This is a genomic window from Denitrobaculum tricleocarpae (assembly GCF_007004665.1).
GTDB lineage: Bacteria > Pseudomonadota > Alphaproteobacteria > Kiloniellales > Kiloniellaceae > Denitrobaculum > Denitrobaculum tricleocarpae.
Genome location: NZ_ML660053.1, coordinates 337,024 through 351,548 on the forward strand (window position 1 = coordinate 337,024; position 14,525 = coordinate 351,548).

The window sequence follows — 14,525 nt, forward strand, 5'->3', positions numbered from 1 at the left end:
TGGATGCTCTACGCGATCGGTGATAAGGCGCCCCAATTCGCTGACGAAGAGACGAGCTATGTCGCGCCTACGGCGGTCGTCATTGGCGATGTGACTATGGCGCGCGAGAGCTCCGTTTGGTGGGGCGTGGTCATGCGGGGCGATAACGACAGCATCACCTTGGGGGAAGGCAGCAACATTCAGGAAAACTCGGTGGTTCACGTCGATCCTGGCTTCCCCTGTCACATCGGCAACGGTGTCACGATCGGCCACAGTGTGACGCTCCACGGCTGCAGTATCGGCGACGGGACGCTGGTAGGGATCGGCGCCATCATCCTGAATGGCGCGAAGATCGGGCGAAATTGCCTGGTCGGTGCGAACAGCTTCATTGGCGAGGGGAAGGAGATCCCGGACAATTCCCTGGTCTTCGGCGCACCCGCCAAAGTGGCTCGGGAATTGTCGGAAGATCACATAAAGCGGTTGCGGATGTCGGCGGAATCCTATGTCACGAAAATTCCCGAGTACCGCAATCAGCTCCGACGAATTGACTGAATAGCCCCTCCGCAGACTCAGTCAGGAAACTCGGCGGCGACGAGAATTTTGTTCTCCTGGCTGACCAGATATCCGGCTTCTGCGCTTTTCTTCAGATAGCTCTGCCAATCAGGATCCGCTTGCATGGCGGCACGTTTTTCCGCGCGGTCTGCGGCGTCTCTGTAAGCCCAGACGTGCACGTAGCTGTTCACGTCGCCGACGTCCGTTGTCGCGTAAAGAACAGGCTTGCCGAGGTTGCGGCATTGGGCGGCGTAGCCGTGCTCTTTGTACAGCGCCATTTGCTTCGGCAGGGTGCCGGGGCGAACACAATAGGTGCGATGATCGAAGATCATAAGGGAATTTCCTCAAGCAGTGTTGGTTGATTGGAGCGCTGATCTGGCCCGCTGACACCTGCGCAAAGAATGCCGCAGAGAGCGCCAGGGAGCAAAGGCTACTTGTTCCGCAACATCTTCCAGCCCATGGCGATCAGCCAGATCGGAATGACGACAGCGGCGCCCAGCAGGATGTAGGTGAAACCCCATTCGAACACCGAGGAGCCCATCTCAAAGACCTCGACTGCCGCAGACCCCATGGATTCGAACGCCTGCCGCGGCGTGAGATTCAGGTACGACATCACGAAACCGACGATCAGGGATGCGACGACTAGTTTTATCAGGGTGGAAACAATGTTGTTCGGCATGTTGGGTACGTCTTTGGTCACTATCCGGCGTCAAATGCTATCCAGCATGTTGAACAACTGTGTTCGCTTGAGCAAGACTGCAGTATAAGCAGGGCGCTGATTCTGCTCGAGGGATTGTAATGATTAAGACTTGTCTTCGCGGCACCGCGCTTTCACTGATTTTTCTTTTGTCGGCTTGCGATGAACCCGCGACAAACCGCAGTTATCTCCATCCGGCGGGAACGCTCGACTTTCTGATCGAAGCCACCAAGGAGGGGCCTTTGCTCCTGAAGATACAGGGGGCGGCATTCGATATGGACCGGGCGGCGTTCGAGAACGAGGTCGCCGGTCTTATCGCCGGTGCCATTCAACGCCGCCGGATCACCGTCACGACCGATCCGGCCCAAGCGCCCCAGCCGAGCCTCTACGTCCTGATGACATTCAATGGCGGAAAAAGCCTGAGCGGTCAGGCCCAATGCGGTGGAAAAACGCAGGGCGGCTCACCGCGCGGCGACGATGCCCGCCTCGATGTCACCGCCAGCTTCTGCGGCAACGACGCGCGATACGCCACCGTTTCTGGATGGGTCGAGAAGTTGAAAAACCGGGACGATGAGAAGTATTCCAAGCTTATCGGACAGATCGCCCGGGATCTCTTCGTCGAGCAGAAGCAGGATAAGTAGCCGGGAATACCGCGTCCCGCCAACTTACTCCCAAAGCGGCTTGCCGAGGTCGATGTCATCTTCGTCGGTCAGAATGCCGGTCAGGCCGCCCGCACCCGCGCCGAGTACCACACCCTGAACCACGGTCAGGCCCGTGACGGCACCGACGACCGCGCCCGCGCCGGCACCGATCGCGGCACCGCTGAGGCCGCGGTCTTTGTCGGTGCTGCCGCACGCCGAGAGCAGGAGGGCTACGGCAAGCAAAGGAATACGGTACATTCGGTTTCTCCATCTTTGGTTCGGCATCAGTATCTCGGCGCTCAAGTGGCGGCCGTTCTTTAATGTCAAACAGAAATGGGGCGAGATTCGGGATCTACGCTATGTAATTCCTGTGACAAATGATGGATATTCACGCTTTATCGCGATTCTCTGCGGTGCTAGTCTTTGCCTTTGGGCTTCGTTGCTGTTCAATACTCGTGAATTCGGCATTGCGAGGCCTAAGGTCGGGAAGTTGAGACCCGCGTGCAGGCTGAATGCGCTTGCTTTGGTATCACGCGGGAGGTTCGGGGAATTTGACTAATATGGCTATTCGGTCTTGGCCGAAACGCGTTTCGTGCGGTGGTGCGCGATGAACGCCGTGCGGTTTGCTCTCATCACTTTTTTTGGACTCACCTTAGCCGCCTGCGCGGGGCGTGAGCCCGCGCCGAAACAAACGACGGAAAACACTTTAGGAGAGTTTTCGGCGGCGCCGATGGACGATGCCGATTGGCTTTCGACGGCCGGTCAGGACCCGGAAGCTGTTGAACGTCCGTATTTTTCGGTGTTCTCGCCCGAGAGCGATGTGCCTGCGCGCAAGCCGGAAGCCTTACGGCCAAGGATCGTGAACGCATCTTTCGCTATTCCGAAGCCGCGTATGAAGCCGGCGATCCACACCGGAAAGCGCTCGCTACAATGCGTTCCTTATGCTCGAGAGGTCTCGTCCATCGGAATCCGCGGTGACGCCTGGACCTGGTGGCGCAGCGCGAAGGGCCGATACGCGCGCGGTCACACGCCGGAGGTCGGTGCGGTTCTGGTGCTCAGCAAGACCAAGCGCCTGCGCTATGGTCACCTGGCCGTGGTTGCCGAGGTGCTGAACGATCGTGAGGTCCTGGTGCATCAGGCCAACTGGTTGAACCGAGGCCGCATCCATCGCTACACGCCCGTGGTCGATGTCTCGCCCAACAATGACTGGTCTTCGGTCCGGGTCTGGTACACGCCGGGACAAAAATACGGGAAGCGCGCTTACAAGGTGTCCGGGTTTATCTATCCCGATACGCTCGAGGCAAAGCGCTGATGCATCAGTCCACGCCTAGGTTGAGGACTCATATTCTTTGATGGTCTTGATCGTGTTTTGCCGGGTTTTAGGCAGGAGAGGTCTCGAGAGCGGGCCTGAAGGCCCGGTAAGAGGCGTCAACGCACCTAAAAACCCGGCAAAATACGACCCATCCGGGCGATAAGATTATGAGTTCTGGGAACCACGTTCTGGACAGCGTCGTGTCATCGGTCCAATTCTGGCTAAGCACGATGCTATGGCATCGCTCCACTCTTAACTCCTTGCCAGAAAACATAATTTTATCGTCAAGGCCGTCAAAGAATATGAGTTCTCAACCTAACCAGCGGATCCATTTGCCATGATAGCAGACATCTGCAAGATGCCGTTCCGCATGTCGTTTTGGCGCATCCGGCGATAGGGAGAGCCTGAGTTCGGCGCACTTGCCCGAAACCGAGGGCTCCATGCGCAGCCATGCGAAGGGCTTTTCTTTTGTCGCGACGGAGGCAGCCTGGTCGATCACCGCTTTGATCCCGGCGCGTTCTTCCTCCGGCAGGTATTGCCAGACGATGGAATGAAACAGGACCTGCGTTGTTCCGGTCGTTTGTTCGGGCACAATCCGCCGCAGCCACTTGGCTGCGCTCGCACGTTCGACCTTCGGCGGATGTTCGCCCGCGATGCTCAGGGCGCCTCGCATCCTTTGAAGCCGCTCTTTCTGGTCGGGCCAGATGTAGGCCAGAAGGCGATTGGCTTCGTTCGAAGTCGGCACTTCAGACCCGATGGCGTCCAGGTTCGCCGGGTTCAAGTCGCAGCCTATTGCGTCGGCGATCTCGACCTCGACGACAGCTGGCGCGGGCCCTTTCCAATCGGGCCGTAAGAGGACAGGACCGTCAAGGTTGCCCCATTTGGTGTCGATGCCGGAGGGAGCATAGCCGTAGCGATGCCAGTTGAGATTCAAGCCTGCGCTGGAGCCGATCTCGCGGAGTGATAAGGGCTGACCCGTCCGGCCCGCGATGGCCATGAAACCGGCGAAGAGCACGCCCGAGCGGCCGACTTCATTTGTCTGCGGCGGGCCCTGGATGAAGCGCATGAGGGCCGGTCCGTGATGTTCCATGGCCTGTTCGATCCGATCCCAGGACGCGGGGGCCTGTCCCACGACAGCATCGCCGCCGTAAAGGTCGGCGAGGTCTTCATCCAGACCACAGAGTGCAAGCCAGTGCAGCCCTGCCGCAAAGCGCAGCGCGAGCGCGTCGTCGCTGGGTGTGCCTTGCCATTGCAAAACTCGGGTGCCGACTGCTGTATCTGTCGTCAGCTTTTCCGCTGCCGTTCCGATGAGCCCGGCGGTAAAGGGCGAGCCCATGGAACCGCAGACCTTGCCTTGCGCCCTGAAGTGGGCGCGGACGGCCTCTTCCTTCTGCCCGGGCGAGCCGACATGTGTGAAAACGTCGTTACTGGGCACCGAAGACTTTCTGCAGCAACGCAGTGCTTCGCTTCAGTGGGTCTTTCCGGATCGCCGCTTCTTCCTGTGCGAGATAGTAGAAGATGCCGTCCATGCCCTTATCGACAACGTAGTCGGTCAGGTCCGCTTTGGCATCCGGGACGAAGGGAATGCTCCGGTACTCTCCCATGACCTGGTCATAAGACTGAATTGCGCCGACATCGGACAGGCTCTGGTTGACCACCGGTTCCATTTCCTTGGCGAGCGGACCGGTCATCTTCCCCTGGAAGTAGCGGGTCGCCGCATCATCCGGTCCGCTGTAAATCTTCTCAGCGTCTTCGAGGGACATCTCGCTGATTGCGTCCAGAAACAGGGCCTTTGCCTTTGGTGCGGCCGCTTCCGCCGCCCGGTTCAGGCGCAGCTCCAGATCGTCGAGCATCGAGGACATGCCGGCCAATTCCAGAGCCGATTGTACTTTCTTGAGCGAGTCCGGCAGCGGCAGGCGGATGTTGGAGTCCCCATTGTAACCGTCGGCCTGACCGACCTGATCAACAACACGCTCCGATCCGACTTTCAGGGCTTCTCGAAGCCCGTCGCTCAACTCCTGCGCTGAGAGGTTGCCTATCGCGGACCCGCTGGTGCTCCCGGATCCTGATGACGCGCCGGATGAATTGAGCAGATCCGTGCCTTTTTTCAACCAGTCCGATTGAGCCATGCTCTGTGACAGGGGGAGGGCCGCGAGAAGGGCAACTGAGGCGATAAAAGCTGTGCGCATCTTTTCAACTCCAAAGCATGTGAGGTGCTCATACAACTCTAGCGTTATGAAATCAGAGCCTACCGTCGAGAAAAGCTCTCACTTCCATGCTATCATGCGGCCTCTCGGCAGACCACGAATAAAACGCGGGTGCATATGGTTAACCGGTTGAAAAACAAAAGAATCATTTCTGCCCGCAGCGGTGCCGCAAAAAGCACGGGGACTGTCATAAATGTTTCCATGCAAATCAATACGAGTCGCGCTATACTGCTTTTGTAACAAACGCGAAAAGCACCACTCGAAATTTATAAACCGTAGTTGTGTCGGGAGAGCGTTATGTATAGGTCGGTAAAGGAAAGCAGAGACACGCGACACGAGCAACGCAGTTTGCTGTTCTGGGCGGAAGGTGTCGTGGTTGGTGTCGTTGTTTTCGTGGTCGTCGCCTACGTCTTTGGGCTTTTGACCAGCGTGTAGGCGCCTCTGATCGCCAGGAACGGGCGACAGATTCCAGCCAATCCAGCCCTGCGCTGGTTTGCAAGAATAACGAACGTCGTTCTCCAACCTGCCTTGCGGGCGGGGACGAGCAGTCTTTAGTGTGTGACGACCTTGCCGCGCCGCAGTGGCGGGTTGTTTGCGAGAATAGCCTCGATAGACGCGAGCAGGTCTGACGGCCGGAGCGGTTTTTCCAGAAAATCGGAAGCGATTTCGTAGGCGCGCCCGATCGCGACGGCGATGTCGCCGGTCAGATAGATGATTGGCACACCCCCGGCGGAGAGCTCAAATCCCAGAGTTACGCCGTCAATGGAGTCTTCAAGATTAAGATCCAATATGGCGAGGTCCGGCCTTTGCTGAGCCGCCAGTTCCAGAGCGTCGCTACAGGTTCGCGCAATGCCTGACACTTCGTAGCCGGCTCGCTCAAGAATGCTACGGACCGCGCTCGAGAAATCAGGGTCGTCTTCGACCAGAAGGATACGCGGGGCAGGGGCCATAGGTAATATGTAGCACCGGTTTCAGGGGCTGGAAGTCACAAGATCGCGAAGGGATCGTGAGGTTGATAGAGGAAGATCTTCTCGCGTTGCGCCCGCACGAAAGGGCTCGGATGCCGTCCGTGAGAATCTCCATAAACTCTTGATGTTTCGTTGGTAATTCTTGTGATTTCACCCCATTTGTATGTGGCAATATGATGATGGTTAGATGAAGGTCAGGCATGGGTGAAGTGATGGCAATAACCGGCGAACGTGCGCAACTTGAAGGCAACCCCGACTACAAACTCGAAATCCTGCCTTCCAGCAAGCGCGTCAAGGTCGTGTTCAACGGTATCGTCGTGGCCGACACCACCTCCGCGCGCCTGCTGCGCGAAACACGCTATCCACCGGTTTACTACCTGCCGCGCGAAGACGTGCGTATGGACCTCATGCAGCGGACGGCTCACCACACGCATTGTCCTTTCAAGGGCAATGCCAATTACTGGAGTCTGAGTGTCGGTGACAAGACTGCCGAGAATGTGGTCTGGAGCTATGAAGACCCCTTGCCCGAGATGGCGGAACTCAGCGGCTACATCGCATTCTACCAGAACCGGATGGACGCCTGGTATGAAGAGGATGCCGAAGTCTCGATCGATCCTGACAACGTTGTCTACACGCGGGGAAATCCCTTTACCGGCTGGCTGATGAGTGAAGCCTGGGAGGCCGCGACCACGCCAGAACTGGTGGCGAGGCTTGGCCGTAAGCTGGTGGAAGAACAGGTTCCACTGATGCGCCTGGCATTGATCGTCCGGACATTGCATCCGCAATTGCTCGGAAATGCCTATCGCTGGCACCGGGGCAGCGAGACCTCGAACCAGACGGAAGTTCCCTACGAAGCCTTAACCTCGTCTGCTTATCTCAATTCGCCGCTCGTGCCGATCTTCGACGGCGTGGGCGGTATCCGGCGGCGGCTGGAGGGGGACAATCCGGTGCTTGATTTCCCGATCCTGCGGGATCTCCAGGCGGACGGTGCCACCGATTATGTTGCCATGCCTCTGCCGTTTTCCAATGGGCAGACGAACGCTCTGACCCTGACGACCGACGAGCCCGGCGGTTTCTCGACGAAGGATCTCGGGCACATCTATGAGATTCTGCCCCTCCTGAGCCGTTTGTTTGAAGTCCACGCCCTGCATCAGATGTCCAGGTCGCTGCTGGATACTTATCTCGGTGCCTACACAGGTGACCGGGTCCTGAACGGACGTGTGAAGCGAGGCGATGGGGAAGACATCAACGCGGTGATCTGGTTTTGCGATCTGCGCGACTCGACGCAGATGGCGGAAAACCTCTCACGGGCGGAATATCTCAATGTGCTCAACAGCTTTTTTGAATGTACCGCAAGTGCGGTCTTGGAACGCGGCGGTGAGGTTCTGAAGTTTATCGGTGACGCCGTGCTGGCGATCTTCCCGATCGATGATGAGAATCCAGTGCCCGGTTGCCTGAATTGCACCCCGATTTCCGCGGCCTGTTTTCGTGCCATCGAGGCGGCCAAGGACTCCAGCCGCCGCCTGGAAGCGCTGAATGCCGAACGGACCGGGCGGGGCGAGGCGGCACTGCGCTTCGCGCTCTCAATCCACAAGGGCAAGGTCACCTATGGCAATGTCGGGGTTGACCAACGCCTCGATTTTACGGTGATCGGCCCCGCTGCCAATGAAGCCGTGCGTATCGGCAACATCTGCAAGCATCTCGATCAGCAGATTCTCTTCTCGGCGGAGATTGCGCAGAATCTCTGCAGCGGCGCGGTTTCACTCGGACGTCACAGCTTGCGGGGCGTCAGAAACGACCGGGAGATCTTCACTTTGGAGAACACTGAACCCGCGCCGGTACCTGAAGAGTCCTCGACCTAGACCTGGGTCGCAAGCGCTTGTTGGCTACTTCTAAAAGAAACGGGTAAGCCGGAGTGTGATGACATCGTCGTCCCGGATCCCGTTGAGGATCAGGTCGTCCTCGTCGACATTTACAAAGATGCGTCCTTCGAGCTCCATCTTCCAGAATTCGCCGAGCCGCCTTTCAGCTTCGATAGAGAATGACGTCGACTGGTCTTCACGATCGATGATACCGCCGATCAGGAAAGTTGTGTCCTGCTCGTCGTTGAGGGTTGCCCGTGCACCAAGGAAAAGGTCGTCATCTGTGATCACCGCGGGCGCATCGTCTTCGTCCCGTCCGTCATAGAGATATTCCGCCAGCAATCCCAGATCGGCGTTGCTGTCGAGAATGCCGAAAATCGTGTATTCGAAACCCGCGACCGTCGCAAAGAAGCGGTCACCCTGGCCACTGCGGGTGATGGCCTCGAGCTTCCAAAGCCAGGCATCCTTTGTGAGTTGCGCATCCAGGCTGGTCTGATCGATCTGGTCGTAGCGTGGCACGAGAACCACGCGCCCGTCGTCATTCACCCGCGGCAAGAGGCGTGGTTCCCGGCTGGTCCCATGAAAGTGGGCGATACCGACGTCCAGATCGTCAAATGTATGGGCCCAGCGGAGCGCAAAATCGACGTGATATTCTTCGGCGCTGGACTCGTAGGACGCATTGTCGTCGTCAACCGGCAAGGCGCCGCGCAGGCGGGCATCGTTCGACCGGAAGGGACGCTCACGGAAACCCGGCAGAACAAACCCGCTGACGGTTCCCCAGTCGCGAAAGAGGTTGAGGTTGATCATGGGCTGGCCGAGCTTGTCCTCGCCGTCCACATCCTCGACGGCATCGTCCTGGTTAATGATGTCGACCAGATGCCGCGACTCCGTGACCCCCCAGAAGACCTTGTCGACACCAACGACCGAATCCCAGTCATCGGCGACATGCAGCCAGTTCAACTCCCGCAGATCGACATGGCTGCGGTTGTCGTCATGGGCATCCAGCCGTCCGAAGGGAACAAAGGTGATTCGATCGTCGCCGCCGTTCCATTCGAAAACCACCTCGGGTTCGACCGCGACTGAAGGGGAGAATCGGGTATCATCCTGCTCATCGAATGCCGGTGCATTTGGAAAGACCCGCAGTTCGCCCGCAATAGAGCCCGAGAAATCCCATTCACCGGCCTGTACGGCGGCGCGTGAGCTCAACATCGCGCCAAGCATGGCAAGCGCAAGGGCTCCAGCCTTTGCTGAAGCCCTCATTGTTCTCAACCCCCCAAGGTTACGAACTGTGTCCCACCCGGATTTCACTAACGCGCCCGCTTAAGCCTGTTCGAGGTAAAGTCCCCTTCGTTGCTGCCTACTTTAAACTGATAGTCTTCAAATGTAAGGGTCGTTGACTTGCCGGTCTGGTGATTGTCCATCTGCAAAGTGTGTGCGCGCCAATACTGATCCAGATACTCTTTATAGTCCGCGTTGACGAGGGTCTTCAGCAAGCTGTCCTTCCGGTCGTAGAAGTCGATCTTCATGGCACGGTATTCTTCCTGGTCAATCCAAACGACCTGTTTGGTGTAGCCGGAGTTTTCATAAACCGGGAAGCGTTCGATCACGAAGCACTGGAGGTCGCCGCAGGCTTCGTCGCGCAACCATTTGTAGGTGTACTTCGCCACTTCTTGGCTGATCAGATCTTCATAGGCAAACTCGCTGCCGACGAAGGGACCGGATTTGTTCGCCGAGGAAATCCGCTTTACGCGTTTGAGGGCCGGCAGATACAGCCACTGATCGTCCGGCTCGGCTATCTTGGTGTGGGATAGGAAAGCCGTGCCCTCGATGTCCCTTGGGTGGTCGAAGATCGTGAGGCTCTTGTCGCCCACGTCCGGATCCTGAACCTCGAGCGTTTTGATCCGGAGTTCCCGCGTGCTGGTTTCCCCGTTCCGGTTGGTCAGGACCATCTTCAGCTCGGCTTCGCTATCCACCCAGCCCAGGTCGCGCTTGTCCGCTTCGACTGCGATGGCGAGCCCTTTTTCTTCAGGACTTTCTGCAAGGGCAGGGGCTGTGGTCAGCGCGCCCGTGATGGCGAGACCGGTCACTATGACTGCGGCCAGACCGCTGTGAGTGCGAGTGTGATGCTTCTTATGAAATGTCATGCCGATGCTTACTCCGCAGCTTTGGTTGCGATTTGAGGGGCGCCGATATTGGCCTCGCCGCGCTGTTTGCGTCCTTTGTCGACTGTGAGCAAAAGCGTGGGAAGGAGAAGGAAGTCGGCGATCAGGGCCACGGCAATCGCGATAGCGGTGAGCAGGCCCATGTCTTCGTTGATTCTGAAAGTCGAAAAAGCCAGGACCCCGAAGCCGGCGACGAGAATCGCAGAGGTGACCCAAAGCGCCGTTCCGACGGTTGAGAAGGCGTAACGCACCGCACCTTCGGCGTCCTCATTGCGGTCCCGCCGGCCGCGCTGGTACTTGGACAGGAAATGGACGGTGGCATCGACGATAATGCCGAGGCTGGTCGCGGTGACCACTGACGACGCCAGGCCGACTTCTCCGACAAAGATCGACCAGATGCCGAATGCCATGACAATCGGCACCAGGTTGGGAACCAGGCTGATGACGCCGAGGCGGAAATTACGCAGCGCGAACATCAGCGACAGGGAGATCAGAATGAAGGCCGTGACCGTGCCGGTCAGCATACCGATGATGTTGCGCTGGGATATATAGGCGAACATGACGAAGGGGCTGCTGGCTTCGGTTTTGCCTTCCGGGAAGTTGGTCTCCAGCCAGGCTGCCGCCGCGTACTCCAGGGTTCGCAGCTGGTTTGTGCTGATATCGTCGGTGGTGACGATCACACGCATGGCCGACTTGTCGACATTGATCTGGTTGTTGAGATCCAGGCCGTAGGGCAGTGAGAGTTCGAACAGCAGGAGATACTGCGCCGCGAGGTCCCTTTCTTCAGGCAGCTTGTAGAAGGCGGGGTCGTCGCCGTGCATGTTCATGTTCAAGCGTTTGAAGGTATCCGTCAGAGACTGAACATGGGCGACGCCGCCCTGGGTTTTGAGCCAACGCGAAAAGGCCTCGGCTTTTGCCAGGTATCCCGGATCACTTATGCCACCGGAGTCACCCGAGGGAAGGGACCAGTTAACCTGATAGACACCGGAAAGATGCTCGGTTGCGAAGTCCGTGTCGGCGCGGAATTCCAGCGAGGTGTCGAAATACTTCACGAACTGATCGTTGAGCTCAATCCGCGGAATCATCGCGCCGAGGCCGACGACGATCAGCGTCATCACGATCAGAACCGGTTTGCGGTTGTCGATGACGAAGTTCGCCAACTGATCCATGCCGGCTGCTTTCTCGGCCCCGCCCTGTCCGGACTTGACTTTGACCGGCAGGATCGAGATCAGCGCGGGAAGAAGCAGGATCGAATAGAGCCAGGCCGCGGCAACGCCGATAGAAGAGATATTGCCCAGGTCGTGGAACGGCGGTGCGTCACTGAAATTCAGGCTCAGGAACCCGATAACCGTGGTGAGACTGGTCAGGAACACCGGACCAAAGTTAACTCTCAGGCTCTCGACAATCGCGGCATTTTTCGACGCGCCCTTGCGCATCTCGCGCAGCATGGTGACCAGCAGGTGGACCGAGTCCGCAACGGCGATGGTCAGAATGACGTTCGGCGCGATGGCAGAGGGCGGGGTCAGCTTAATGCCCATATAGCCGCCGACTCCCATGGCGGTCACGACCGAGAGACCGATCACCAGCAAGGCGGTAAAGGTTCCGGTGGCAGATCGGATCAGAACCACCATGACCAGCAAAATGACCCCGTACATGGCCGGAATCAGGGTCCTCAGATCACTCTTCGCGGACTGGTTGAAGGCGTTGTTGAGTGGTATGACACCGGTCATAACCAGCTTCACGTTGGGGTGCGCCGCCCGGAATTTTTCGGCCATCTGATTGGCGTAGGCCATCACCTCGGCGGTCTCGTCTTCGCTCTTTTGCGGCAAGGTGATCGTGACGTTGACGCTGGTGGTCTGCGCGTCCCCGGATATGACCTTGTCCACCAGAAGGGGTTCTCCCAGCGCCACCGTGCGAATGTTCTGGATCTCAGCCGGGTTGAGCTCGAGATTCGCGCCGACCAGATCCTGAACCGTCAGATCATCGCCGTCTGCAAAGCTGTGCTGGTAATTGGTGATGCTGTCGACGCGCGTACTGTAAGGGACCTGCCAGGCTTCATCCGTCAAATCCCGCAAGGCGGTCAGGAAATCAGGTGAAAAGACCTGCCCGTTGTCAGGTTTGAGAACGAAGCTGACATTGTCATCCTTGCTGTAGGTTCTTTGAAGGGCTTCGTAGGTCAGAAGCTGTGGGTTATCATCACCGAAGAAGACACGGTAATCGCTGGTAAAGCCGAGGTGACGCGCGCCGGATGCGGCTGCGACAGCGACGAGAATGCAAAAAATGAGAGCTGCCCAGCGCCAGCGCAGGACCCAGGCGGCATAGGTGATGATGCTGCGATCAAAGCCGGTTTTGGCGCGGCTTCTGGCCAGGGAGAGGGCATCTTCGGCGGTGTTGAAAGTTGCGTTTGTAGACTTTTCTGCTGATCCGGTTTGCGGTTCCTGGTCTCCAGGTTGCGCTGGCATAAGCTACCCTCTCGCTTCATGTGAACCTGAGGGCTCTCCGTTCGAGGAAGAGGCAGATACTCAAGCTCACTAACTCTGGTTCGCGGACGCTTTACGCCCTCGATTGCTTCAGTCAAGAACCGCCGCGCTCTTGTCTCAATCCCAAACATGACGTATCGACTGTCGTCGGTAAACGATCAAACGTTCGATCTTAATCTATTAAACTACACTGTGTAGTTTACATGGGATCATAAATGACATGTGACCCGTCTCCGTCAAGTAGGTACGGAAATCTTTTTGATGCAATTTTCGGTTTCGTTGTTTACCTGCAACCTCTTCCCTTGGCTGTTGTTGCGGGGCTTCAACAGAGAGCGCGCTGGTAGCGGTTGTGGGGACCGCGGATTTGTAGAGTAAATGACGGAATGGAACTGGTATGACCCTTGCCGCGGCGGAGCGTAAGCGCAGGCTATCGGATCGGACAAAGGTAATCGGCCTGGTTTCATCCGGTCATTTTCTGGCGCACTTCTACGTGATCGTCCTGCCACCGCTCTTTCCGCTTCTGCAGCGTGAATTTGGGGTTTCCTACTCAGCGCTGGGACTTCTGCTGACGGTCTCGAGCGTCACGACGGGTCTTGTACAGGTTCCGGTCGGGTTCCTGGTCGATCGCTTCGGACCACGTCTGCTTCTGCTGACGGGACTCGGCTGTATGAGTGCTGCGGTTATTCTGAGCGGCCTGACCTCGAGCTATTCCGCACTTTTGGCGATGATGCTGCTTCTGGGGGGCGGCAACAGCGTTTTTCATCCGGCGGACTACTCCATACTCTCTGCGCGTGTCGAACACACGGTCTTGGGCCGGGCCTTCAGTCTGCATACCTTTAGCGGACATCTGGGCTGGGCGATTGCGCCAACCATTATGATCACCTTGACGGCGCTCTGGGGTTGGCGACCGGCGCTTGTCGCGGTCGGTCTTTGCGGCCTCCTTGTGCTCGGGGCGATACTGCTTTTCGGACGTGTTTTGGAGACCGGTTCCTCCTCAGGTGGGAGCGGCGGTCAGCCGGACCCGAGTATGAAGGCCGAAAAGGATGCGGGCGGAAACCACCGGAACATCCGGCTTCTCTTTACGGCGCCGATGCTATTGCTTTTCTGCTACATGATCATGGCGTCCGTTGCCGCCATCGGCCTGAACAGTTTTACGGTCGTCGCGCTTGTCGATCTCTACGACACCTCTCTCGACTCCGCGAATCTTGTCCTGACGGTCTTTCTGTCCTGCAGTGCGGGGGGTGTACTGTTGGGGGGCTTGATCGCGGACCGGACCAAACGGCACGACCTGGTCATTGTTGCCGGCTTTTGCATCGCCGCCGCCGCTTTGGTGTTGGTCGGGAGTAGCTGGTTGCCGATCCTGGCGGTCTCAGCCTCGATTGCCTTGGCCGGTCTCATGAATGGCGCCATCCGCCCGTCGCGCGACATCATGGTACGTGCTGCAGCGCCCGCAGGCTCAGTTGGCAAGGTATTCGGGTTTGTGACCTCAGGAATGAATGTCGGTGGAGCCATTGCGCCGCTGCTTTTCGGCTGGATCCTCGACCAGGGGCAGACGCCCTGGATTTTTTATGCGGCGGCGGGTGCGATGCTGTTGGCATTGCTGGCTGCTTTGCTTGCCAGACCGAAAGCGATTTGAAGACGAGCGTGCGTCTCAGGCAGTTGGTC

General features: G+C 58.0%; 15 protein-coding genes. 6 read left to right on the forward strand and 9 right to left on the reverse strand.

The features are described 5' to 3' along the window. The first annotated feature begins 3 nt into the window (after positions 1-3). Complete coding sequence (locus FKG95_RS06425) at positions 4-531, forward strand: gamma carbonic anhydrase family protein (RefSeq protein ID WP_142895503.1); 528 nt, start codon at positions 4-6, stop codon at positions 529-531. Between the two features lie 17 nt (positions 532-548). Here the strand turns inward: FKG95_RS06425 and FKG95_RS06430 are convergent, their stop codons facing one another. After that, the gene (locus FKG95_RS06430; RefSeq protein ID WP_142895504.1) at positions 549-863 is read right to left on the reverse strand and encodes an NIPSNAP family protein; all 315 of its coding nucleotides are present in this window, start codon (positions 861-863) and stop codon (positions 549-551) included. 98 nt (positions 864-961) lie between these two features. Further along, positions 962-1,210: a DUF6460 domain-containing protein gene (locus FKG95_RS06435; protein WP_179953952.1), complete on the reverse strand. Its 249-nt coding sequence runs from the start codon at positions 1,208-1,210 to the stop codon at positions 962-964. Between the two features lie 119 nt (positions 1,211-1,329). Between FKG95_RS06435 and FKG95_RS06440 the strand changes: the two genes are divergently transcribed. Continuing rightward, the gene (locus tag FKG95_RS06440; RefSeq protein ID WP_142895506.1) at positions 1,330-1,869 is read left to right on the forward strand and encodes a hypothetical protein; all 540 of its coding nucleotides are present in this window, start codon (positions 1,330-1,332) and stop codon (positions 1,867-1,869) included. A 24-nt stretch (positions 1,870-1,893) separates the two neighbouring features. Here the strand turns inward: FKG95_RS06440 and FKG95_RS06445 are convergent, their stop codons facing one another. After that, on the reverse strand, positions 1,894-2,127 hold the full coding sequence (locus FKG95_RS06445) for a YMGG-like glycine zipper-containing protein (RefSeq protein WP_142895507.1): 234 nt from the start codon (positions 2,125-2,127) through the stop codon (positions 1,894-1,896). Positions 2,128-2,599: 472 nt separating this feature from the next. On the opposite strand from FKG95_RS06445, the gene FKG95_RS06450 reads away from it, so the two are divergent. Continuing rightward, on the forward strand, positions 2,600-3,181 hold the full coding sequence (locus FKG95_RS06450; RefSeq protein ID WP_246116704.1) for a CHAP domain-containing protein: 582 nt from the start codon (positions 2,600-2,602) through the stop codon (positions 3,179-3,181). 310 nt (positions 3,182-3,491) lie between these two features. On the opposite strand, the gene FKG95_RS06455 is transcribed toward FKG95_RS06450, so the two are convergent. After that, positions 3,492-4,616, reverse strand: coding sequence for a DUF2332 domain-containing protein (locus FKG95_RS06455; protein WP_142895508.1), 1,125 nt, complete (start codon positions 4,614-4,616; stop codon positions 3,492-3,494). Further along, positions 4,606-5,370 (reverse strand): DUF4197 domain-containing protein, encoded by a 765-nt coding sequence (locus tag FKG95_RS06460; RefSeq protein WP_142895509.1) that lies wholly within the window; start codon positions 5,368-5,370, stop codon positions 4,606-4,608. The genes FKG95_RS06455 and FKG95_RS06460 overlap by 11 nt, the downstream gene beginning before the upstream one ends. Positions 5,371-5,685: 315 nt before the next feature. Between FKG95_RS06460 and FKG95_RS29545 the strand changes: the two genes are divergently transcribed. Then, positions 5,686-5,823, forward strand: a complete 138-nt coding sequence (locus tag FKG95_RS29545) for a hypothetical protein (RefSeq protein ID WP_179953953.1) — start codon at positions 5,686-5,688, stop codon at positions 5,821-5,823. A gap of 116 nt (positions 5,824-5,939) precedes the next feature. Here the strand turns inward: FKG95_RS29545 and FKG95_RS06465 are convergent, their stop codons facing one another. Continuing rightward, the gene (locus FKG95_RS06465) at positions 5,940-6,338 is read right to left on the reverse strand and encodes a response regulator (RefSeq protein WP_142895510.1); all 399 of its coding nucleotides are present in this window, start codon (positions 6,336-6,338) and stop codon (positions 5,940-5,942) included. A 218-nt stretch (positions 6,339-6,556) separates the two neighbouring features. On the opposite strand from FKG95_RS06465, the gene FKG95_RS06470 reads away from it, so the two are divergent. Then, on the forward strand, positions 6,557-8,218 hold the full coding sequence (locus FKG95_RS06470; RefSeq protein ID WP_142895511.1) for a DUF427 domain-containing protein: 1,662 nt from the start codon (positions 6,557-6,559) through the stop codon (positions 8,216-8,218). Positions 8,219-8,248: 30 nt separating this feature from the next. On the opposite strand, the gene FKG95_RS06475 is transcribed toward FKG95_RS06470, so the two are convergent. The 3 genes from FKG95_RS06475 to FKG95_RS06485 are packed head-to-tail and all read right to left on the reverse strand — an operon-like array spanning position 8,249 to position 12,842. Beyond that, positions 8,249-9,478 carry a hypothetical protein gene (locus FKG95_RS06475; protein WP_218940092.1) on the reverse strand — a complete coding sequence of 410 codons (1,230 nt, stop codon included), beginning with the start codon at positions 9,476-9,478 and terminating at the stop codon, positions 8,249-8,251. A 47-nt stretch (positions 9,479-9,525) separates the two neighbouring features. Next, positions 9,526-10,362 carry an outer membrane lipoprotein-sorting protein gene (locus tag FKG95_RS06480; protein ID WP_142895513.1) on the reverse strand — a complete coding sequence of 279 codons (837 nt, stop codon included), beginning with the start codon at positions 10,360-10,362 and terminating at the stop codon, positions 9,526-9,528. 8 nt (positions 10,363-10,370) lie between these two features. Beyond that, positions 10,371-12,842, reverse strand: a complete 2,472-nt coding sequence (locus FKG95_RS06485) for an efflux RND transporter permease subunit (RefSeq protein ID WP_142895514.1) — start codon at positions 12,840-12,842, stop codon at positions 10,371-10,373. A 412-nt stretch (positions 12,843-13,254) separates the two neighbouring features. On the opposite strand from FKG95_RS06485, the gene FKG95_RS06490 reads away from it, so the two are divergent. Then, positions 13,255-14,496 carry an MFS transporter gene (locus FKG95_RS06490; protein WP_142895515.1) on the forward strand — a complete coding sequence of 414 codons (1,242 nt, stop codon included), beginning with the start codon at positions 13,255-13,257 and terminating at the stop codon, positions 14,494-14,496. The last annotated feature ends 29 nt before the right edge of the window (positions 14,497-14,525 follow it).

Excerpts from the sequence above, each read along its gene's own strand:
- FKG95_RS06430 (WP_142895504.1), bottom strand. The coding sequence starts at position 863 with ATGATCTTCGATCATCGCACCTATTGTGTTCGCCCCGGCACCCTGCCG.
- FKG95_RS06490 (WP_142895515.1), top strand. The coding sequence starts at position 13,255 with ATGACCCTTGCCGCGGCGGAGCGTAAGCGCAGGCTATCGGATCGGACA.
- FKG95_RS06435 (WP_179953952.1), bottom strand. The coding sequence starts at position 1,210 with ATGCCGAACAACATTGTTTCCACCCTGATAAAACTAGTCGTCGCATCC.
- FKG95_RS06460 (WP_142895509.1), bottom strand. The coding sequence starts at position 5,370 with ATGCGCACAGCTTTTATCGCCTCAGTTGCCCTTCTCGCGGCCCTCCCC.
- FKG95_RS06440 (WP_142895506.1), top strand. The coding sequence starts at position 1,330 with ATGATTAAGACTTGTCTTCGCGGCACCGCGCTTTCACTGATTTTTCTT.
- FKG95_RS06445 (WP_142895507.1), bottom strand. The coding sequence starts at position 2,127 with ATGTACCGTATTCCTTTGCTTGCCGTAGCCCTCCTGCTCTCGGCGTGC.
- FKG95_RS06450 (WP_246116704.1), top strand. The coding sequence starts at position 2,600 with ATGGACGATGCCGATTGGCTTTCGACGGCCGGTCAGGACCCGGAAGCT.
- FKG95_RS06480 (WP_142895513.1), bottom strand. The coding sequence starts at position 10,362 with ATGACATTTCATAAGAAGCATCACACTCGCACTCACAGCGGTCTGGCC.
- FKG95_RS06425 (WP_142895503.1), top strand. The coding sequence starts at position 4 with ATGCTCTACGCGATCGGTGATAAGGCGCCCCAATTCGCTGACGAAGAG.
- FKG95_RS06465 (WP_142895510.1), bottom strand. The coding sequence starts at position 6,338 with ATGGCCCCTGCCCCGCGTATCCTTCTGGTCGAAGACGACCCTGATTTC.
- FKG95_RS06475 (WP_218940092.1), bottom strand. The coding sequence starts at position 9,478 with ATGAGGGCTTCAGCAAAGGCTGGAGCCCTTGCGCTTGCCATGCTTGGC.
- FKG95_RS06470 (WP_142895511.1), top strand. The coding sequence starts at position 6,557 with ATGGGTGAAGTGATGGCAATAACCGGCGAACGTGCGCAACTTGAAGGC.
- FKG95_RS29545 (WP_179953953.1), top strand. The coding sequence starts at position 5,686 with ATGTATAGGTCGGTAAAGGAAAGCAGAGACACGCGACACGAGCAACGC.
- FKG95_RS06485 (WP_142895514.1), bottom strand. The coding sequence starts at position 12,842 with ATGCCAGCGCAACCTGGAGACCAGGAACCGCAAACCGGATCAGCAGAA.